This window comes from Actinomyces johnsonii, assembly GCF_006546835.1.
Lineage (GTDB): Bacteria > Actinomycetota > Actinomycetes > Actinomycetales > Actinomycetaceae > Actinomyces > Actinomyces johnsonii.
In genome coordinates this window covers 209,399-229,868 of the sequence record NZ_VICB01000003.1, presented here as the reverse complement: position 1 = coordinate 229,868, position 20,470 = coordinate 209,399, and the positions used below count along the sequence as shown (strand labels likewise).

The 20,470-nt window shown below is 63.0% G+C and carries 15 protein-coding genes; 8 read left to right on the top strand and 7 right to left on the bottom strand.

The window, feature by feature from the left end; translation table 11 throughout:
* Positions 1-177: 177 nt before the first annotated feature.
* The 3 genes from FK256_RS01695 to FK256_RS01685 all read left to right on the top strand — a co-directional run bounded on the left by FK256_RS01695 (position 178) and on the right by FK256_RS01685 (position 4,331).
* A complete protein-coding gene (locus FK256_RS01695; protein WP_141423455.1) occupies positions 178-1,539 on the top strand; it encodes a hypothetical protein in 1,362 nt (453 codons plus the stop codon).
* Between the two features lie 131 nt (positions 1,540-1,670).
* Positions 1,671-2,993, top strand: coding sequence for a hypothetical protein (locus FK256_RS01690; RefSeq protein WP_141423454.1), 1,323 nt, complete (start codon positions 1,671-1,673; stop codon positions 2,991-2,993).
* A gap of 9 nt (positions 2,994-3,002) precedes the next feature.
* Positions 3,003-4,331, top strand: coding sequence for a hypothetical protein (locus FK256_RS01685; protein WP_141423453.1), 1,329 nt, complete (start codon positions 3,003-3,005; stop codon positions 4,329-4,331).
* Positions 4,332-4,877: 546 nt separating this feature from the next.
* Here the strand turns inward: FK256_RS01685 and FK256_RS01680 are convergent.
* Positions 4,878-6,212 (bottom strand): hypothetical protein, encoded by a 1,335-nt coding sequence (locus FK256_RS01680; protein WP_141423452.1) that lies wholly within the window; start codon positions 6,210-6,212, stop codon positions 4,878-4,880.
* A gap of 635 nt (positions 6,213-6,847) precedes the next feature.
* Here FK256_RS01680 and FK256_RS01675 point away from each other — a divergent pair.
* Positions 6,848-7,339, top strand: coding sequence for a hypothetical protein (locus FK256_RS01675; RefSeq protein WP_141423451.1), 492 nt, complete (start codon positions 6,848-6,850; stop codon positions 7,337-7,339).
* 122 nt (positions 7,340-7,461) lie between these two features.
* On the opposite strand, the gene FK256_RS01670 is transcribed toward FK256_RS01675, so the two are convergent.
* The 5 genes from FK256_RS01670 to FK256_RS01650 form a co-directional block, all read right to left on the bottom strand.
* Entirely contained in the window at positions 7,462-8,250 is a 789-nt protein-coding gene (locus tag FK256_RS01670; protein WP_141423450.1) for a VOC family protein, read from the bottom strand.
* 134 nt (positions 8,251-8,384) lie between these two features.
* The gene (locus tag FK256_RS01665) at positions 8,385-9,212 is read right to left on the bottom strand and encodes a helix-turn-helix domain-containing protein (protein ID WP_141423449.1); all 828 of its coding nucleotides are present in this window, start codon (positions 9,210-9,212) and stop codon (positions 8,385-8,387) included.
* A 335-nt stretch (positions 9,213-9,547) separates the two neighbouring features.
* Complete coding sequence (locus FK256_RS01660; protein ID WP_244936098.1) at positions 9,548-10,669, bottom strand: hypothetical protein; 1,122 nt, start codon at positions 10,667-10,669, stop codon at positions 9,548-9,550.
* 167 nt (positions 10,670-10,836) lie between these two features.
* The gene (locus tag FK256_RS01655) at positions 10,837-11,898 is read right to left on the bottom strand and encodes a hypothetical protein (protein ID WP_244936097.1); all 1,062 of its coding nucleotides are present in this window, start codon (positions 11,896-11,898) and stop codon (positions 10,837-10,839) included.
* 416 nt (positions 11,899-12,314) lie between these two features.
* Positions 12,315-14,162, bottom strand: coding sequence for a phosphoenolpyruvate carboxykinase (GTP) (locus tag FK256_RS01650; RefSeq protein WP_021606828.1), 1,848 nt, complete (start codon positions 14,160-14,162; stop codon positions 12,315-12,317).
* A 243-nt stretch (positions 14,163-14,405) separates the two neighbouring features.
* Between FK256_RS01650 and FK256_RS01645 the strand changes: the two genes are divergently transcribed.
* The 4 genes from FK256_RS01645 (at position 14,406) to FK256_RS01630 (ending at position 18,596) form a co-directional block, all read left to right on the top strand.
* Positions 14,406-15,233: an LppM family (lipo)protein gene (locus FK256_RS01645; protein ID WP_141423446.1), complete on the top strand. Its 828-nt coding sequence runs from the start codon at positions 14,406-14,408 to the stop codon at positions 15,231-15,233.
* Positions 15,234-15,287: 54 nt separating this feature from the next.
* Positions 15,288-16,463 carry an LppM family (lipo)protein gene (locus FK256_RS01640; RefSeq protein ID WP_141423445.1) on the top strand — a complete coding sequence of 392 codons (1,176 nt, stop codon included), beginning with the start codon at positions 15,288-15,290 and terminating at the stop codon, positions 16,461-16,463.
* A 125-nt stretch (positions 16,464-16,588) separates the two neighbouring features.
* Positions 16,589-17,428 (top strand): LppM family (lipo)protein, encoded by an 840-nt coding sequence (locus tag FK256_RS01635; RefSeq protein ID WP_141423444.1) that lies wholly within the window; start codon positions 16,589-16,591, stop codon positions 17,426-17,428.
* 190 nt (positions 17,429-17,618) lie between these two features.
* Entirely contained in the window at positions 17,619-18,596 is a 978-nt protein-coding gene (locus FK256_RS01630) for a hypothetical protein (protein ID WP_141423443.1), read from the top strand.
* Here the strand turns inward: FK256_RS01630 and FK256_RS01625 are convergent.
* The gene (locus tag FK256_RS01625) at positions 18,590-20,455 is read right to left on the bottom strand and encodes a hypothetical protein (RefSeq protein ID WP_141423442.1); all 1,866 of its coding nucleotides are present in this window, start codon (positions 20,453-20,455) and stop codon (positions 18,590-18,592) included. The genes FK256_RS01630 and FK256_RS01625 overlap by 7 nt on opposite strands.
* Between the last annotated feature and the right edge of the window lie 15 nt (positions 20,456-20,470).

Below are 20,470 nucleotides of genomic sequence, written 5' to 3'. Positions count from 1 at the left end.
CCGGAACTGCGTGGGCTGTGCGTCCGGCGGGGCATATATGACCGGCCGAATCCTCCAGCCGCTGCACGGGGCTCGGCGGCAGGTGCTTCCCATGGGGAGAGCGACCCTGACGAATCCGCGATATGGCGCCCTATGCTGGGGTGAGCCGGTCGGCAAGGCAACTGACGGAGGAGAGACGTGAACAGCACCAGGAACCCTGAGGCGGAGCTGGCCGATCGCGTGGCCGCCTTGATGGGCGCCGCCCTGACTGAGGCGGACGTGCACCGGTTCCTGCTCGACGCCGCCGACATCCTGGGAACTGAATCCTTCGCCGTCTACGGCCCGGAGCTTTTCTTCCGCTGGGCACGCGGAGACCGTTATGTCGAGATCACGTCGGGTCCCTCGTCCTCGGATAAAGGCCACTCGCTGTACGTCAAGTCTTTCGACCGCGAACGGGCCATTGATATCGACGAGTATCTGACTTTCGAGAACTGCGAGCTCTGCGAGTTCCCCTATGTGTGGACAGCGGAGCTCGGAAGGACCGGGTTCAACGCCTTTGGACCCGGCACTCATTACGCGGTCACCTGGGAGATGTTCGACCAGACCATCGCAGTCATCCTCCACGCCCTGCCCGACAACCTGGCACTCATACCGCCGCAGTGGCGCCGCCCCCTCACCCTCCGCTGGGACATGGGCGCCACGGGCCTGGGACTCGTCTCCTTCACCGGCACGGCCGAGGGCCTCACGGTCACCGTCGAGTCCACCGGGGAGCAGGTCCTCATCCCCCGCGCGCTTCTGGGAAATCAGGTGAAGATGGGCGACGTCGTCGCCGGCCTCGCCGGAGGTCTGCCCCTGGCGGACATCCGCTTCGCGGGCTCCGAGGGCTTCGGCGACGCTAATCATCAAGAGCTTTATGTCGCTACCCCCAACGGGAACGAGTCCGGTTGGGACAAGGACGTCGTCGAGTCCCTCATCCAGGAGCACAAGGAGAACGACTCCCGACCAGCGATGACCATGGAGGACCTCCGGCAGCTGGCCGCCACCCCCGCCGCCACATCCGCCTCGGCGGACGCCACCGATGAAGACCCCGAGCAGTCTCAGCCGCACTGGACGACTGTGCCGATGAAGATCGGCCTGTCCATCCCCCAGATCCTCTCCGTCGTCGAGCAGGTCATCACGGGTGCCCCTATGGAGGATGTTCTGACGCGGCTTGGCGGACAGCCAGAATCACGGTGGGGTAAGACAGCTCTGAGAGGAAACGGTTGGCTCGCGGAACCGTCCTCGAAGGGTGTCAGCTGGGAGATCGAGGTGATTACCAGGCCGGAGGGGGATGAGGGGAAACTGTTGTGCTTCGATGAGCACCATCTGGCCGACTACGCCTGGCGAATCGCCCAGGCCCTGGAACAGCGCTACGGCTCTCCGTACGGAATGCTCACCGACAACGACGGCTGCTTTTCCCGCTTGTTCCGGGTTGGAAACCATGGCATCGAGGTGGGCACCAGTTTCCCCGCCGTGACGGTCGAGACCGGCTCCTTCGACAAGCTTGCCGAATTCTGGTGATGATGAAGCGGAACCGATACCCCATGCCTATCCAGCGGACACCCCATGGGGAGAGCGACCCTGACGAATGCGCGTGATGGCGCTCTATGGTGGGGTGAGCCGTTCGGCGAAGCAGCAGACGGAGGAGAGACGTGAACAGCACCGCGAACCCTGAGGTGGAGATGGCCGATCGCGTGGCCGCCTTGATGGGCGCCACCCTGACCGAGGCGGACGTGCACCGCTTCCTGCTCGACGCCGCCGACACCCTGGGAACCGAATCCTTCGCCGTCTACGGCCCGGACCTCTTCTTCCGCTGGCGGCTCGGGGAACGGGTCGTCGAGATCAAACCGGACTACGACTCTCGGACTGGCGAGTACTCCTTGCAGGTGCGGTCCTTCGACCGTCGCTCCCCGGTCTACGAGGATGAGTATCTGACCTTTGAGTATGGTGGACTCGACGAGTATCCCTACCTATGGACGGTCGGGCTCGGGAGACTTCCGTGGGGCGAGTGGGGTCCCAGCGAGTCCGTCATCGACACCTGGGACATGTTCGACCAGACCATGGCGGTCATTCTCCGTACTCTGCCCGACAACCTGGCCCTCATGCCGCCGCAGTGGCGCCATCCCCTCACCCTCCGCTGGGACATGGGCGCCGCGGGCCTGGGGCTCGTCTCCTTCACCGGCACGGCCGAGGGACTCACGGTCACCGTCGAGGCCACCGGGGAGGAGGTCCTCATCCCCCGCAATCTCCTCGGCAGCGAGCGAAGCCAGATCAGTATGCGCGACGTTGTCCCCGGCCTCGCCGGAGGTCTGCCCCTGGCGGACATCCGCTTCGCCGGCTCCGAGGGCTTCGACAGTGTCTGTGTCACCTCACCTGGTGGCGACGAGCCCGGTTGGGACAGCAACGACGTCGAGTCCCTCCCCCAGGATCGTGGCGAGGACTCACCCCGGCCGGACATGACGATGGATGACCTCCGTCGGCTTGTCACCATAGCCCCAGCCGTCGAACCCGCTGGGCCCGGGATGGACCAAGAGATCCTGCCGATACGGATCGGCCTGTCCATTCCCGAGGTTCTCCACGTCGTCGGTCAGATCGTCACCGGCGCCGATGGCCATGCCACCTTCAGGCGCCTCGGCGGGCAGCCGAGGGTGCGGTGGGGTGAGCCGGTTCTGAGAGGAGATGACTGGCTCGCGAGACGTTCGCATACCGGTGATGGCTGGATGATCGACGTGGCCATGCGCCCAGAGGACAAGTCTCAGTGCTTTGATAAACGCCAGGTCGCGGATTACGCCTGGCGAATCGCCCAGGCCCTTGAACAGCGCTACAGCTCTCCGTACGGAACGCACACTGACAACAACGGTTACCTCTCCCGACTGTTCCAGGTCGGGGACCACGGGGTCACCGTGAGGGGCGGGCTCAGTGCGGTGATGGTCGAGATCGACACCTTTGAGTCACTCGCCTCGAACGATTGGTGAGGCAATCCCGTGAACCCCGAGGTGGAGGTGGCCGACCGCGTGGCCTCGCTCCTGGGCGCCACCCTGACTGAGGCGGACGTGCACCGCTTCCTGCTCGACGCCGCCGACATCCTGGGAACCGAATCCTTCGCCGTCTACGGCCCGGACCTCTTCTTCCGCTGGCGGGTCGGGGAGCGGGTCGTTGAGATCGAACCGGACTACAATTCCCGGACCGGCGAATTGTCCTTGCGCGTGAACTCCTTCAACCCCGACTACCCCATTGATATCGACGAGTATCGGGATTTCAAGTGGGGCGAGGCCGAGGACTATCCGTACTTATGGACGGTGGAACTTGGAAGGACCCCGTTCAATGACTGGGGCCCCGGAGAGGCCGACATCATCAACTGGGAGATGTTCGAGGAGACCACGGCCAAGACTCTCGGCGGACTTCCCGACAACCTGGCTCTCATGCCGCCGCAGTGGCGCCGCCCCTTCACTCTCCGCTGGGACATGGGCGCCGCGGGCTTGGGGCTCGTCTCCTTCACAGGGACGGTCGATGGCCTCATCGTCACCGTCGAGGCCACCGGGGAGGAGGTCCTCATCCCCCGCAATCTCCTCGGCAGCGAACGAAGCCAGATCAGTATGCGCGACGTCGTCGCCGGCCTGGCCGGTGGGCGTCCCCTCAGTGATATTCGCTTCGCCGGTTCCGAGGGTTTCGGGGACGACGGCGTCATCGCCGCCAGCCCCAGCGGAGACGAGGACGACATAGAAAAGGATGAGATCGAGTTCCTTCTCAAGGATCGGGGAGGCAATGAGCCCGGGCCTGCGATGACGATGGATGAGCTTCGCAGGCTTGCCGCCTCCACCCCCGCACCCAACGGTCTCACTCGACCTGCGGTGGACTGGCAGGTCGTACCGATGCGGATCGGCCTGTCCATCCCCCAGATCCTCTCCGTCGTCGAGCAGGTCCTCGACGGCGCCGCCATCAAGAGCGTCCTCAAACGGCTCGGCGGCCACCCGAGCATCCGGGCGTGTTGCCCCATTCTGCGCGGAGACGGCTGGCTCGCGGAACGTTCGCTCTTCACGCGCATCTGGAGTATCGAGGTGGTGACCGAACCCAAAGGGAAGTCGAGAAGATTCGATGACCGCCACGTGGCCGACTACACCTGGCGAGTCGCCCAGGCCCTGGAGCAGCGCTATGGGTTCCCCTACGGAATACGCACTACTAACGACGGGTTCCTCATGCGCCTGTTCCAGATCGGGGACCACGGAGTCAAGGTGACCAGCGGATTCAGCATGGTTGAGGTGGAAATCGACTCCTTCCAGACACTGCTGGAGGACTCATACGGACGCAACTGAGTCACCCGTGCCTTCCGACCCCAGTGCGCGGAGCGATGCTCCGGTAGACTCAAGCCGGTTCCGGGGTGCGAAGTCCCTGGAGGGCGATGCGTCAGGAGGCCCCGATGGGAGTCGACCAGGCCCCTGGGACGACGGCGGTCGATACAGGAGACGGCACGGCGGCCGGCGTTGTTCCCAACACGGAGATCAACGCGGTGACGATCCGCCGACTCGGGGCCGTCTATCTCCCGTCGACCGCCGGCGGGCCGGCGCCGTCGCACTCCGCCCCTCCGCAAGGCGAGCCCACCGCTCCACCGCCGAGCGCCGATCCGGGCATCGAAACCGCCCTGACCACCCTGCGCGCTCTGGGCTACCGGCTCTCCACCCTGGTACGGGATGCTCTCACTGCGACCCGTGGAAATGTGCCCCCAGTCCCTTGCCCGCCCCACGACTCCAGGAAGCCTGACCCGGAAAGACCCAACCGCAGCTGCCCAACACGCGGTGAGTTGTTACACCCCATGCCATGGGAGTCGAAGACCGTCAGAATGGCACTGACCTCCACATAGCTTACTCACTGGCAATCTCAGCTTCACAAGGTGCATCGAATGTCATCATCTCGTTGATAAAGTCACGCAGCTTTATGGTTTTCCCATCCAAAACCGAGTCTTCAGGAACAATCAGATCAGCGACAGCAAAATAATTCTCAATATCCACCTCCCTCAACGGCCGAATCATTCTTTTAGATAACTTACGCTGTGCAACTGTTACGCCATGAAGAACCAAGATCCACAGTGAAAACTCCCGATGTCCACGCAGCGTCCTCCATACAAGTAGTTCTAGAATGACGTTAACACCAATGGTCGACAAAGAGGCTAGCCACCAATTTTGAATCATCATATAATAACCAAACACCTGAAGAGGCATGCCGATTATACAAAATATACTGACATATAATATCGTAAACCGCCATTCGGTTCGATCTAATTTTAACCCAGGCACTCTAACCCACCACACCGATTGGCACACAGCCGACACGATGGCGAACCACAATGAGGCTTCACCAAACAGAATAAACATCAGCGAAAGCCACTCAAACCTCGCGGGAAGAATTGTGTAGTGAAGGCTAAGCGATAACCAAAGCGACACACAAGGCATCCCCGAGACAAAGACAACGAAAATAAAGGACAACCAGAACCAGCCTTTCTCCCCCACTTCAACCCACTTTACCCGAAGCTTTCGATCGAGGACATTGTATCGCGGAGAGACGCCGTGAAAATATCTCCATTTTGCCACCCTTCGAAGTGTCAGAAGATCCTTTGCATAAGAACTAATGGCGGTACCGTCTCCAATCTTCATTAACGCCGGAAGACTTGCCGAAAATAGGTAGATCGTCATTAAAAATAACGTCGATAGCATATTCATTACACCCTGCTTCCGAAGCAAGGCATCTATCCAGAACAACATGACAGCAACTCCGCAAATATATGCATTCAAAAACAAAATAATCCATGCAGACATCTCTCTGTTCACAGTATCGACAACATCTTGGAGCCACTCACCATGAAGTACCGAACTTTTTGGTCGAGCTCGCGCACTCCATGTCATTCCGGCAATCGTCAGACCCACTGGGACAGCTGCCAAGACAATCGCTATGACGAGTCCACGAAATTCACCATTTTCGCCTCCAAACCCCCAGTATTTCAATCTACCCACTAATGACAAATATGCCTCCCCCTTCCCTCTCGGCTTAATGACAACCCACCACGCGGCGACAACGACCGTCAGGACCACCAGGCACGACAGTAGAAACACACTTTGGATCGCATTCAGCCGGCGCTTCAGTGCAAAGCCTTTCGACTCCAATCCGCGAAGCGATCCCATCCTTGCATTGCGATGAGCCACAATTCACTCCTCTCCTTAATCGACACCACAAGTTGTATCACAGTTCGAAGTCAACAACTTACTTATCGTAAGCGGGAGCGCTTGATCAACTTCAGTAGATGATTGCATTAACCTGACATACAATACGAATCTTCACTGGCAATCCACTTGCACCGCCACATACCCGCAAAGCTTGATCAATTCTGCCAGAAAACCGTTGACGTCGATCGATCACAGAACCGAATAACTCACATTCTTACGTACATCAGCACAATAAAGACTATGAGAATCCGCTATTCTCAGACATCTTCCGGGGCGAACGGGTGCCAGACGGCGATCTGCCAGGAGGCCCCGGTAGGAGTCGATCAGTCCCCTGGAACGACGGCCAATGTTGCCCCCACTGATGAGACCACCGAGGAGCAGTCCATTTCTCGCCGACCACGGCCGGCCAAGGCCGTCGCATCCGCTCCGCCGAGCTCCTGCGCCAGGTCACCCCGGGGCGCACCGAGCAGGACTTCGGCTCCCACCCGTGGGACTACTTCTCCTCCCCCGGAGCGGAGACCCTGCCGTGGCGGGTCGTTGCCATCAAGGCGGACACGGGCACCAAGACAACGCTCATCCCCTCCACCCGTCGCCCCGGCCCCGCCGACGCCGCGGTGGTTCGCACCGTCGAGGAGGCCCTGCGCCAGCGGGCACACCTGAGACGGATCACCGTTGATCAGCGGCTCTACAAGGGCTACACGGTGCCGCTGGGACTACGTTCGGCCTCACCGGGCCTGCGCACGGCGGGGCGTGGAACCCGGCTGCCTCTGCCCGAGGGCGAGACGATCCGCTTCTTCCTGCACTGGCGCGACCTGGCCGTGGGCGTGGGCGAGCACCAGGTGGCGAACCTGGATCACAGCAGCAACCGGGCCCTGACGCATCTGCTCGACCTGCTGGAGGGTCGGCGCATGCCGCTGGCGCACCTGCTGGGGCTCTTGGCCGACGACGTGGTCGAGGACCCCGATAAGGCCCAGCTGGTCTTCGGCGAAGGCAGGATCCTGCCGTGGCAGACCGAGCGGCTCCTAGCGCTGCTGGACCCCGAGAGAGTCACGGCGGACGCGGTCTCCGAAGCGGACGGGGGCGCCGAGGACCGGCAGGCGGGGTAACACTGGGCAGTGTCCAGCCATGAGGGTGCTTCCTTCCGCATTTTCACAGCATCCAGCGCTCTCGCTCTCCGGACACGGCCGGGCGGGGTCATCAGTGACCCCGTCCGGCCGCTGTGTGCGGGTCAGAAGGTGGTGAGCAGGAAGCGCGCCCCGTACGGATCAGCAACCTCCACCATGCGCCCGAACGTGAAGTCGATGGGCTCGACGACGATGGTTCCCCCGAGCTCGCGCACCCGCTGAGCGGCGGCGTCTGCGTCCTTAACCCCGAAGTAGATGCGCCAGCGTGAGGGGGCCTCCTCACCTCCGAAATAGCCTGCCCGGCCCACACCGCTCACAGATCTGCCCCCGACGACGCTCGTGTAGAAGGACTGCTCCTGGTCGTCGATGGTCAGCCGGCGGGTGGGCCACCCGGCGGCCTCCCGGTAGAAGCGCTCGGCCAGTTCCAGGTCGCTGGCCAGGACGTCGAACCACACCGGCATCCCGGCCTGGTAGGGGTAGGGTCCCTCGAAATCCTCATCTTCCAGGAGCCCGATGACGTTACCGTCGGGATCGGAGGCGAGGGCGTAGGCCATGGTCTCAGTGACGCGAGTGGGTTCCACAACGATACTCCCTCCGGTCCTCTCCGCGGCTCCAGCGGCGGTGCGGACGTCGTCGACCATGAAGCTCACCCGCCAGCCTGAACCACCGGGGGCCTGGGCGGCAGATTCGAAGGAGCCGATGAGCCGGCCGCCGTGATGCACCTCGGTGGTCAGCGGTTCGTCCGGCTCACTGCGGGTGATCTCCCAGCCGAGGAGGTCCCGGTAGAACGCGGCCGAGGCGTCGATGTCCGGTGTGTACAGCTCGATCCAGCAGGGAAAGCCGGCAAGGCGCTTGGCAGGCACAGGCAGGGCATTGGCGGTGAGGTCGGTCATCAGTGGCTCCTTACTCCAGCTGCATGTCGAGGGACGTCATAACGCTCCACGACGGTAGACCGGTCGGCGCACCGCTAACGACTCCGATCCTGCTCTCTTGAGCGGTGCCCCTTTCAGGCCGACTCAGACGACCATCAGACCACCATCGCCGCCAGGGCCACAAGGACCGCAGGATCCCAGGGGAGGGCGGCGCGCACCGGCAGGGTGACGGGGCCAGCGACGGGAACCTCGGGGACGCGCAGTCGCGCGACGAGCGGGCTCGCGGGGGCCAGGTGCTCGTAGACGCTGGCACCGTCGGGAAGAACGGTGACGAGGATCCAGGGAGCGTCCGGGACCACGGGCAGCTCCACCTCGTCAATACCACGACGCAGTGTCCCGGTGGCCGGCAGCCCGCTGGGGACGGGGCGGGGAAAGGTGCCGACCCACTGGTAGGGGGCAGGTCCGAGCGCACGACGCATCTTCTCCGGAACTTCCGGGCGTACGCGGATCCTCCCCGCCGCCGGTACCAGGAGGCTTACGGCCGGCAGGGTTTGCTCGGCGATCCGGTCGGCGATGCGACGCAGGGCGCCGGGCGGGGTTCCGACGTCGCGCAGGAAGCGCCGGCTGAAGGTACCCACCGAGGTGTAGCCGACCTCGTGACAGGTCTCGGCCACGCCCATCCGGTGGGCGACGAGGAGGTGCTTGGCCTTGTGCAGTCGCCAGGCAGCCAGGTAGTCCATGGGCGAGGTTCCGACGGCGGCCGTGAAGACCCGGGTGAGGTGGGAGGGGCTGTAGGCGAGGTGCGCCGAGAGGTCTCCGATGGTGACACGATCGCGAAAATGGGTGCGCAGGTACCGAGTGGCTCGCAGCGCCAGGTCGGCGACGGCCTCGTCGATCATCTGACCCATCTGTGCGCCGTCGGCCGCTGGAGCCACGTGGGAGGAGCCTGGCGACATGAACCCATCAGGTGAGTACTCGCGCATGACGCCACGTTACACAGCGGTGACCTCCGAAACGACGAAGAGATAGAACCCCACCCACTCGTGGCGGAGGAGCTGGGACTCTGACATCGAAGATTCCACTGGCTAATACGCCGACACAGGCCACTTCCGCGGGAAGCCTGACTTCCTACACTGTCATCGCAACCGACGCACTCCCCAGGAACGGGTCGATGCCGATTCCCCAGAATCAGTCCCCGTGTCAGCCTCAGTACCAGACGGCGTCCTCGTACGGGTACCCCTCGCTCGCGTTCCGCACGCACCGAGTTGGTCCAGGACATCATGCCCACTCGGCGTCGACGAACGCCCGGCGTTCCGGTTCAAGCGGACTGATCTCGCCGCGGGATCATCAAACCGATGCTCTTTTCGAGTATCTCGCGTTCTTGTTGCATGCCCTCATCCTGCACGGCGATATACCGGCCGCTCTCTCGGGTGACTCCATGGGCGACACCCCAGAGCCAGATCGCCTCGCACCTGGCGACCAGCTGTTCCTGCCTCCGACGAAAGTTCCCCCATGTGACACCGGCACCGTCCAGTGCGATCTGCCTCCCGTTGGCATGCACGACAAAGATCCTGTCCCCGACGACGAACAGGTCGGAGCGGGACTCCGGCCAGGCGCAGGTCCTCCTCCCGGCACGAATTCCTCGGTCATCCACGACTACTCGCTGGAAGCATCCATAGATCTTGTATATGGGGTAGGCCATTAATACGGGAGCAAGAACAAGAAACAGTATCGCGTAGAGTCGATCCGAGTCACTCACCGAGGTTGTTTCATAGAATAGCTGCTGAACGCTAATGAGGATGAACAGTACCCCCAATCCAATAAGGAAGAGTCCACCGTTGCAGAGATGTTCTTTGATTCTGCGCCAGACCGGGGTGCAGAACATAAGACGACTCTTTCTCATCATCTTGTCGGCCCCATGATTCTGACGAGCCTCCACCAGCCGAGGATCCTCGTGAACCGACTCAGAGTCAGAGACGATCCAGCCGTGTCGTCGGACATAATTCAACAAGGCCCGGAGAGCAGCAGAGCCCCTGTTGCTGGAATCATCCAGCGTCATGCCGAGAACACAACCTGGAAGCCTGATGAGATCGTCACGATCACCATTCACGAGTACGATCCGAGTTCGATCGATTCCTCCTTCGGATCCAGGCGCAGTCATATCAAGCGTCGAAAGCGTGAACCTTGAGAGCACTGACGTCCAAGGACGTCGCTCAGTGAACAGAAGACGCCGCATCTCAACACCGGACTCGCTCAGAACAGATCTACGTCGCGTAACATTTATCCCCCAGATCGTCGGAATGCTGAGCATCATAAGAACATACATGTCATCGGAGCGATAGAAGCCGCTCATCAGCGAGCCCAGCAACTGCGCCCCCGTTGACGCCATCCAGGCGACTCCCACGACGGCCGCCGCCATCGCGACGTACCGAACGGGCACTGAGCGCCTCAGTATCAGGCGTCCATCTGAGGTCTCAGTCGCCCACCCCCGCAGCGACTTGTTCCTGGCTGGGCGCCTGCTTCCGGAACCTCCAGAGGTGTTCCCGGCGCCACCAGAACGGCTCGTAAAAGATATCATCACACGTCACCCTCTCCCAGGAAATGCAATCAACCATTGAATGCGGCCGATGATCTCAATCCTGCACGTATCTCAAACACTTCTCTGTCTCGTTGCATGTCTTCGTCCCGAAGGCGGATATATCGGTCATGCTCTTCTGCGACACCATGAGTCACTCCCCAAAGCCATATGGATTCACACTGAGCTATCGCCCTCTCCTGCCGTTTTTTAAAACCACCGGCCCCCAAGCCCGTCGCAGGCAGGGGAACGGGCGAACCATCGCGCCCCGCTAAGAAGACTCGATCACCTGCGACATACAAGTCAGAGCGGGACTCCGGCCACGGAATAACCCGCCCCTTGACTTGAATCCCCGCCCGGCGAACCAACGTCCTCCGAAAGCAGGACACTATTCCCACCAATAGAATCACCGCGGGAATAGCACCAAGGATGAGTAGAGTCACTCCGAGCATTACAAGCCAAACATCGCGAGCGTCATCCCTGAGCACATCCTGCGCTCCCGCGAGGGGGAGCGCAGCCATGAAGAACATGATTACGCCCCAACTGCACATCATTTCCTTCAGCTTCCGCACAGCGGGAGCACAGTAGGTCAACTCCTTTCGATTCGCGATCGCCGTCCTATCTATCTCTCCACGAGCCCGTACCATCTCAGGATCCGCCTGAAGATTACCGAGATCGGAGACCACCCAGCCCTTCTCCTCGGCGAATGACCAAATCCGCTCAATCATGTATTCGCCTTCCACCCAGGATACGCTTCCCGGTAGTCTGATAAGATCGTCCAGCGCCCCATTGATCAACATCAATCGATTTCGGTAGATAAGCATTCCATACGGACAGTACCTACCGATTTCGATAGTGGAGAAGGTTATTTTCGATCGAGTTGCGGGCCAGGGGCGCAACTCCGCGAAGAGCAGTCCCCGCATCTCAATGCCCGATTCGCTAAGAACAGTTCGGCGCCGCAATGTGTTCACCGCCCACGCGAGCGCCCCTACAGTAAGGCAGAGAAGGAAGTGAGTATCTTCCGGCGAAAGAGAATCGCTCAGGCGCATTTTAAGAAGAAACAGCCAGACAGTAGAGATGATTATCACTGCCACTGCAGCCAGTCTCACTAATAGCGACCTACGCAGGATCAGCCTGCAGTCGCCCTCATGAATACACTTGAGAGTAGCCCAACCTCTAAAGGGGTTCTTGAGGCGTACAAAGGAACCGTCTGGGGTATAGCGACCAATACCATCTTCGCCTAGAATGCCGCGGACATTACTTACGTAGAAGTTTTCTCGACGTTCCACTCTCACCACCTCCGCATGGCGCACCGTGGTTCGATGCAGCACCATAGATGCCCCACCCAACCGCCGTATTATTTCCACTATATTCCTTTACGTCACAGGAATCTGCCCGTCACGATGGGCACCACTCACCACCTCGGCGCGACAGAGAGACGGGGGCTCCCACCGGCGAACCGGTGGGAGCCCCCGTCAGAGTCCTTCGCAGGGAAGGCTCTCAGCCGTGATCAGGCATTCTTGGCCTTGGCGATGCGCTCACGGAACTTGGCGAGCTGCTCCTTGATGGCCTCGGGGAGCTTGTCGCCGAACTGCTTGTAGTACTCCTCGGTGTCGTCCATTTCGGCGGACCAGGCCTCGGGGTCGATGTCGTACATCTTGGCCCACTCCTCCTCGCCCAGGTCGAGGCCCTCGAGGTTGAACTCCTCGAACTTGGGGTAGCGGCCGGTGACGCCGTCGATCGCCCCGGCCTCGCCGGAGGCGCGGCGCACGATCCAGTCGAGCACGCGGGAGTTCTCGCCGTAGCCGGGCCAGATGAACTTGCCGTTCTCGTCCTTGCGGAACCAGTTGACCTGGTAGACCTTGGGGAACTTGTCGCCCAGCTGCTCCTGCATCTCCAGCCAGTGCGTCCAGTAGTCGGCCATGTGGTAGCCGCAGAAGGGCAGCATGGCCATCGGGTCGTGGCGCAGGGAGCCGACCTTGGCGTCCAGGGCGGCGGCGGTGACCTCGGAGGCCACGGCCGAGCCGATGAACACGCCGTGGGCGTTCTCGTACTGCTCGGCGACCAGCGGCACGTTGGTGGCGCGGCGACCGCCGAAGAGGATGGCGTCGATGGCCACGCCCTCGGGAGCCTCCCAGTCGGGGCAGATGATCGGGCACTGCGAGGCCGGAGTGGTGAAGCGGCTGTTGGGGTGGGCGGCCTTCTTGCCCTCGGCGGCATCGGCCGGGGTGAAGTCGTTGCCCTGCCAGTCGATGAGGTGCTCCGGCATCGGGGCGTCGATGCCCTCCCACCACACGTCGCCGTCGTCGGTCAGAGCGACGTTGGTGAAGATGGTGTTGGCCTTCATGGTGTCCATGGCCATGGGGTTGGTGTCGTAGGAGGTGCCGGGGGCGACGCCGAAGAAGCCGGCCTCGGGGTTGATGGCGCGCAGGCGGCCGTCGGGGCCGGGGCGCATCCAGGCGATGTCGTCGCCGACGGTCTCGACCTTGTAGCCCGGGATGGTGGGCTGGAGCATGGCAAGGTTGGTCTTGCCGCAGGCGCTCGGGAAGGCGGCGGTGACGTGGTACTGCTTGCCGGTCTTCTCGTTGGTCAGGCGCAGGATGAGCATGTGCTCGGCCATCCAGCCGTCGCGGCGGGCCATGGTCGAGGCGATGCGCAGCGCGTAGCACTTCTTGCCCAGCAGGGCGTTGCCGCCGTAGCCGGAGCCGAAGGACCAGATCTCATTGGTCTCCGGGAAGTGGGTGATGTACTTCTCGTCGTTGCAGGGCCAGGTGGTGTCCTTCTCGTGCTCGGCCAGCGGCGCGCCGACGGAGTGCACGGCCGGGACCCAGGGGCGGCCCTCGGCGATGAGGTCCATGGCGGCCGAGCCCATGCGGGTCATGATCCGCATGTTGACCACCACGTAGGGGGAGTCGGTCAGCTCGATGCCGAGCTGGGAGATGGGGCCGCCCAGGGGACCCATGGAGAAGGGGATGACGTAGAGGGTCCGGCCGCGCATGGCGCCGTCGAACTTCTCGTTGAGGATCTTCTTCATCTCGACCGGGTCGTACCAGTTGTTGGTCGGGCCGGCGTCCTCCTCCTTCTCGGAGCAGATGAAGGTCCTGGACTCCACACGGGCGACGTCGCTGGGCAGGGAGCGCGCGAGGAAGGAGTTGGGGCGCTTGTCGGGGTTGAGGCGGGTGAACACGCCGGACTCGACCATCTCGGTGGTCAGACGGTCCCACTCCTCCTGTGAACCATCCGTGAAGTAGACGTTCTCGGGCTTGGCCAGCTCGGCGATACGCGTGACGAATTCGATGACATTCTCAGGGGCGTTGGCCGGTGCGGCGGCGCGGACGTCCTTCTCAGACACAGTCATGCGAGTCCCTTCCTTGGGTATGTTGATCCGGTGAGCACGCCGTTGCCGACCCGCTCAGTCGAGGGCAATACTCCCCCACCCGGCGCCCGAGGTCACATCGCCGAAGGTCCCAGCCCGGCCTCTCCACCCGGTCACAACGCCATGCGATCGGCCACATTTGGGAGGATGACGGCTTTTACAGCGTTTGAAACGGCATGGTTCCGCCCTCAGTGAAGGTCCAGTACGAACGTGTAGCGTTCCCGCATGCCCGTCGCACCCGCCCCGACGTCCCGTCCCCCGTGCTCCGCCGCACGTCCCCGACTCGGCCCGCTAGTGCGCCCGGTCCTGATCGCCTCCTCATGCCTGGTGCTGAGCGCCTGCACCGCCCACATGGACATGACCATCAGCTCTCGGGGCAGCTACGACGTCGTCCTGGAGATGCGGGATACGACCGGCACCGTCTTCCCCCGGGGCAAGCCCCCCGACTGCTCGACCTACTCCGATCCGACCACCCTGGGGGTACCTGCGGGGACCACGGTCAAGGCCGAACCGATCACCGGCGACGACGGACTCGGCTGCCAGGTGAATATCAGCGGGGTGAAGGTCCCACAGGCCTCGACGGCAGAGCCGAACACCATCGTCGTGCGCGACGGCGACGTCTACAGGGTGACGATCCGCCCCCTTTCCTCCGACCCCTCGCAGGACTCCGGCCAGGCCGGCGGGGCGACGGGGGCGCCACCGGAGCCCTCAGCCGCCCCGTCAGACGACCAGGGCGAGCCCCAGTCGGGCAGCACGTCCTTCAAAGGGATAGTCGATACCAAGGTCTCAATCACCTTCCCCGGTGCGGTAACGCAGTCCGGCGGGGGCAAGGTCTCGGGCACGACGGTCACCTGGGACGACCCCGACACCGTGGCCAAGGGCGTCAGTGCCTCGGGCTACGCCCAGGACTCCCGGGGCGTGTCCTGGTGGAATCGCTCCGGCGTCTGGCTGACCGCGGGCCTGGTCGCGCTCGGCGGGGTCCTGGCGGTGGCTGTCCTGCGACGGCGCGCAGCAGGACGCATGTCGCGCCGACGACGCACGCGAAAGAAGTAACTATTGACAGGCGGGTGCTCCCATGCAGGAACAGCACCGATTTAGACTCGACGCATGAATGATGCCTCTCGCAACGTCCCACGGCCGGTGGCCTGGGCGGCACTAACCGCTCTCGCCCTGATCCTGGCCGGATGCGGAGTCCACTACGACTTCGTCATCCATGACAACGAGACCGCCGACATGACCTACATCATGTGGGACACCTCCAGCTTGCAGCTCATCACCAAAGAGAAGTGCAACGAGAAGGAGCTGGGGAAGTCGAGCCCGCTGCCCGACGGCGTCGAGGCGACTTATACCTACACGTCCCACAACGGTGACCCGGCATGTCAGGTCACCGCCAAGTCAGTCCCGGTCAACAAGCTCAAAACCGACACGTGGACGATCAAGCACAAGGACGGGCGGTACATCTTCGATCTGTCCCCCGGCTCCCTGAGCAAACTCGGCTCGAAGAATCCCCAGCTCTCCTCCCAGGACATCGGGGGCAGCACCAAGGTCTCCGTATCCGTGACCTTTCCCGGCGAGGTGACGAAGTCCAATGGGAGGAATGACGGCAACAAGGTCACCTGGGACAATGCCCTGGAGAGCTCCGAGGGCCTCCATGCCGAAGGCGAGGACGGGAAGTTTCAGCTGCGATGGTGGATGATCGCCGCGGCGGGCGGCGTCGTGCTCCTCATCGTCGCAGGCGTCATGCTCTACCTCTTCAGGGTTCGTCACGCCCAGCAGCGGGACCCCATCCCCCTGTACGGCGAAGCCCCGCAGGACGCCGGAGCCGCCGGCGCCGCTCCCCCAGATGTCTACATCAACGGCCCGTACCAGTCTCCTCTCCCAGGTGCCCAGCAGCCGATGCCGGGGCCAACCCAGCCCTATCCCGTCGCCGATTATCAGGCCGGCTACTCCCCGTACGTCGAGCCGGGCCCGGGCGCCGGTGTCTTCCCACCTCAAAACGCAGGCTATTCAGCCGGACCCGGCATCTACAGTGCCCCGGAGGGCTCCAGCGTCTACAGTGCCCCGGAGGGCCCTAGTGTCTACAGTGCCCCGGAGGGCCCTAGCGTCTACAGTGCCCCGGAGGGCAACGGGTTCTACTCCCCCAGCCCGGGGTACACGCAGGTTCCCCAGCAGCAGGTTCCCCAGCAAGAGGGACAGGGACATGGTCACGCGGACTTCCGGCCGCCGCAGGAGCGCACCGGGGGTGAGAGCGAACAGTACTTCCCGCCCTACCAGGGCGGATAGCCGCTTGAGCTGCCGCGAGCCGGCCCTCGGGCGGTCCGCCCCCCCCCCAGCGACGGTCCAGAACGGGGAACCGTCCCCATCAAATTCTGGTTACAACTAGGCGCAGAAACCGCTACTGTGAGGTCATGACACTTGCCGCCACTCGCCGCATCCCTGCGCCCCTATCTGTGTTGACTGCCCTTGTCGTCCTCACCCTGTCCACCACCCTCGCCCTGGTCGGTGCGCCCGGACACGCTGCCTCTCCGGCTGACGGCTCCTTCTCTCTCGAGATCACGGCGGATGTCGTGATCAAGTCCGATGACACGTATTCCATCAAGATGGTCGTGACAGACTCCACAGGTCTCGACATTTTCAACAAGGAGACCTGCAAAGCCGAGACCTTCGGCGGAGCTGATGTCGGCAAGGTCGACACCAAAGCCGACTTCAAGGAGGAGGGAGACAAGGCTATCTGCACCGTTGAAGGCTCCGGTCCTATCAAGGACAGCGACGGGCAGATCAAGCACGAGGGCAAGGAGTACGTCGTCAAGCTCGGCAACGAGGAGAGCTCCTCCAGCGCGAGCCAGCTGGACGTCACCCAGACCATCACCTTCCCCGGCAAGGTCACCGAGGGCGACGGCGGCAAGGTCGAAGGCAACAAAGTCACCTTCACCGACCTCGACTCCCACACGGTCAGGGGTGGAGACGGCTCGACTCCCGTGTGGGTCTGGATCCTCATCGCCGTGGGCGCGCTCGTGGTGATCGGTGGAGGCGTCGCCGCCTTCTTCATCACCCGCGGCAAGAACAACAAGGGCCAGCCTTCCCCCTACGGCCCAGTGCCTACCCAGGGATACGACCCCAACCCCGCTTTCCAGGCTCAGCCCGGCCAGCCCTACGGCGGCCAGCCCGGACAGCAGCAGGCGGGCTACGGCGCTCCTCAGGCTCAGCCCGGCCAGCCCTACGGCGGCCAGCCCGGACAGCCCTACTGACCCGCCCTCTACTCTTTCTTTCACCGCCAGGTCTTGTGGCCCCGGATTCGCAGGATCCGGGGCCACAATGCAATTTCTTGCGCAGGCGCTCCGGTACAAATTCTCCACTGGCTTCGAGCCTTATCGGTCAGAACCACTGACAGCAGGGACAGATCGACATATTTCCATCCACACAGCTTTAAGGTGGCACATGCGCTATCCAGCCCTCAGGCACATTTCAGCAGTCGGCCTCATTGCCATTCTCTGGCTCATCATCTCCCTTCTCTTGGCGACAGTGGCGCCAGCGAGTGCCGCCGCGCCTTTAGCGAGTTCTGACGAAGAGACAGTCAGTATTGAGATCAGCATCAAGTCGGATGACGATGTGACAACAACCTTCTTGGCGACCGCACCGTCCGATGATGAACAGAGTCTCAAAGAGTTCTGCGTCGAAGAGAACTTTTCAAAGAACAAGGCAAAACCCAAGGTTACCTTCTCCTCCGAGGACGGAACTCCAACCTGCAAAGCGGTCCTCAACACATCGATCTCCGGCAATAACTACGTGAGCCATGATGGAGATGAGTACGTCGTCGACACCAGCAACGCATCCGAGACCGACAAGAAGAAGAACAGTTCGGTGACGCTGTCAGTCATCTTCCCCGGAAAAGTCACAGACGCCGGCGGAGGAACGATCGAGGGAGAGAAGCAGAATAAGGTCTCCTTCAATGATTTTTATGACAACAAGACCCGCGGAAAGGACACCGCCGAGGCCACATCCAGCTCACGATCCGCCTCGTCCACCGGAGTAATGATCATCATCGTTTTCATCATTATTGCGATGGCGGTGGGAGGAGCGATCGCCCTCATCAGCAACTCCAACAAGAAGAACCGGGAGCGGAGGTACCTGGCGGCTCTGGGGCAGCAGTCATTCAATGCCCCGACGGGAGCACCGGCATACCAGTCTCTTGCCCAAGCCCCACAGGCCTCTCCCGTGCCGGGCGCCCCGGCCCACCCGCAGGCCTACCCCCCACAGGCTCCTCAGCAGGCTGGCTTCCCCCCATCGGCGACGCCGGTCGGACAGGCCGGATACCCGGGCGCCCCGTCATACCACCAACAGCCTCCCGGCTCGGCTCCTCCCGGGGCGGGCGGACCCTACCAGTCACCGAACCACTACAACTACGGGAATCACTGACTTTCAGCTCGCGCACCCATGAGCTCCCGCACGCGTTCCAGCCCCCGCTCATCGGCGAGCTCATCACGCAGCTCGGGATGACTCGAGTAGAAATCGATGATCCGCTGCAGCTGGACATAGGTCAGCGGAAGGGTCCCCAAGCGGGCCCGTACCCGCCCCGCCGGTTCGATCTCGATCAGGACCGTTCCGCCCGAGTCGATGCCTACGACCCGCGGCCGGTCCATCCACCAGAACGGCGACTCTCGGCTTGTGCCCGCTGCGGTACGGATACGTTCCGGGTCGAGGATGATTTCAGTGCTGCGGCGAGGTCGTGGCGCCGTCAGCCCGAGGAAACCGGCCGTGACGAGGAGGACCATCGCGATGAGGAGCGACAAGACAATGCCCGCTCGATCGGTACGATCGCCGACCGCCAGGAGCCCCATCGACGCCAGGCTCCCAAGTGCCATGAGCGCCGCTTCCACGCGGAGAGCCAGGGGAACGAACCACGTGCTTCTCAGGCGGATTCCCTCAGGACTCCATGTCCACCGCCGACCGGCAACCGTTCGGCATCGGCGTGCTCCGGCGAGCGCAACGGCGTGGATGAGGAGCACCAGGCAGACAACAGCGCCCAAGAGGAATGCCCCGACCTGCTGGCTGCTGGTGCCGTAGGCCGAGCCCACGAGGACGATGACGGCCCATATCAGGAAGCGCCAGGGGGCACGGCGCACCTTGCGATCCGCCTCCTGGCACGACTGCGGCTCGGAGGAGGTTCGCCCTTCGTCCTGTCGTCCGTCTTCTGCTGGGTCATGCGAGGCCGCCGTCTGCGGGTATGCAGGAGCGGTTCCGTTCCCGACCGGAACAGGCGCGGGCGCGGCTCCACTCGTGGCGGGGGCAAGCAGCTCCATCGTCTCAGGTACCACAGGCCGAGGCCTCGCCGCACCGGGCGGCGCCGTCACGTACGGCGAGCCGCCATACGGGGAGTCCTGGTACGCCACTCCCGCGTACGGTGAGACTGGATACGACGGCGTGGCGGCCGGTCGAGCAGCTCTTTGAGCCGCAGCATCGTCGGACGCCGTCCTCTCAGCGGCCGGGGCTGGTGTGGACATGAGCGCCCGAACCCGTTGCAGGCCCTGGTCGGAGGCGAGTTCCCCTCGCAGATCGGCGTGAGCGGCATAGAACGCGAGGACGGCTTGAAGCTGTACGTGACCGATGGGCAGGACGAAGATGGGAAGAAGCACCGGGCCTCCCGCACCGCCCGTGATCATGACGTGCGGACGCAATCGGTGGACGATGCTCGCCTCAAGATTCGGCTGCGCCGTCCACGGGATGCAGGCACGCTTTCGACCACCTGTCCAGATCCATGCTGCCTCAGGGGTCAGAATGATCTCCGGTGCTCTCCTGCCCTCAGTGGGGACGGTGGCGAGAGTCAGCACCGACCCGAGTAGCACGAAGACCGCCAGTGTAAGCGTCCAGGCGCCGTTGATGTCAGCCGCACCCGAGGAGAGCTGCATCCACATGGCCGCGAGCGCTCCCGCCGACGCCACGACGGCAGGCATGTAGTCGCCCAGGCCGAGGTCGCGAGAGGGCCCGAACTGGATGAATCCAGGCCCCTGACGCCAGTAGTCGGCCGACCGTTGCACCCGGCGGCTCATCGAGAGCCTGCTTGCCCCGTACAGGGCGGCACTCACGGCGCCCACGACGAGCATCGTCCCCAGCGGCGCCTTCGAGGTCGCGAGGCGCGAGACACCAATGGCTAGGGCAATGGCGCTGAGCACCAGCACCAAGTATCCCTCGACGGCCCGTCCGCGGTCGGCACGCTCCCGAAAGCCGCCTCCGCCGACTGCGCCGTCCGACGCCGTCGGGTAACCGCTACTGCTCACGGTCCTCTGGCGATG

What these genes read in the sequence shown, in the direction of transcription:
- FK256_RS01670 (WP_141423450.1), bottom strand. Translation starts at nt 8,250, where the DNA reads ATGACCGACCTCACCGCCAATGCCCTGCCTGTGCCTGCCAAGCGCCTT.
- FK256_RS01665 (WP_141423449.1), bottom strand. Translation starts at nt 9,212, where the DNA reads ATGCGCGAGTACTCACCTGATGGGTTCATGTCGCCAGGCTCCTCCCAC.
- FK256_RS01650 (WP_021606828.1), bottom strand. Translation starts at nt 14,162, where the DNA reads ATGACTGTGTCTGAGAAGGACGTCCGCGCCGCCGCACCGGCCAACGCC.
- FK256_RS01645 (WP_141423446.1), top strand. Translation starts at nt 14,406, where the DNA reads ATGCCCGTCGCACCCGCCCCGACGTCCCGTCCCCCGTGCTCCGCCGCA.
- FK256_RS01640 (WP_141423445.1), top strand. Translation starts at nt 15,288, where the DNA reads ATGAATGATGCCTCTCGCAACGTCCCACGGCCGGTGGCCTGGGCGGCA.
- FK256_RS01635 (WP_141423444.1), top strand. Translation starts at nt 16,589, where the DNA reads ATGACACTTGCCGCCACTCGCCGCATCCCTGCGCCCCTATCTGTGTTG.
- FK256_RS01630 (WP_141423443.1), top strand. Translation starts at nt 17,619, where the DNA reads ATGCGCTATCCAGCCCTCAGGCACATTTCAGCAGTCGGCCTCATTGCC.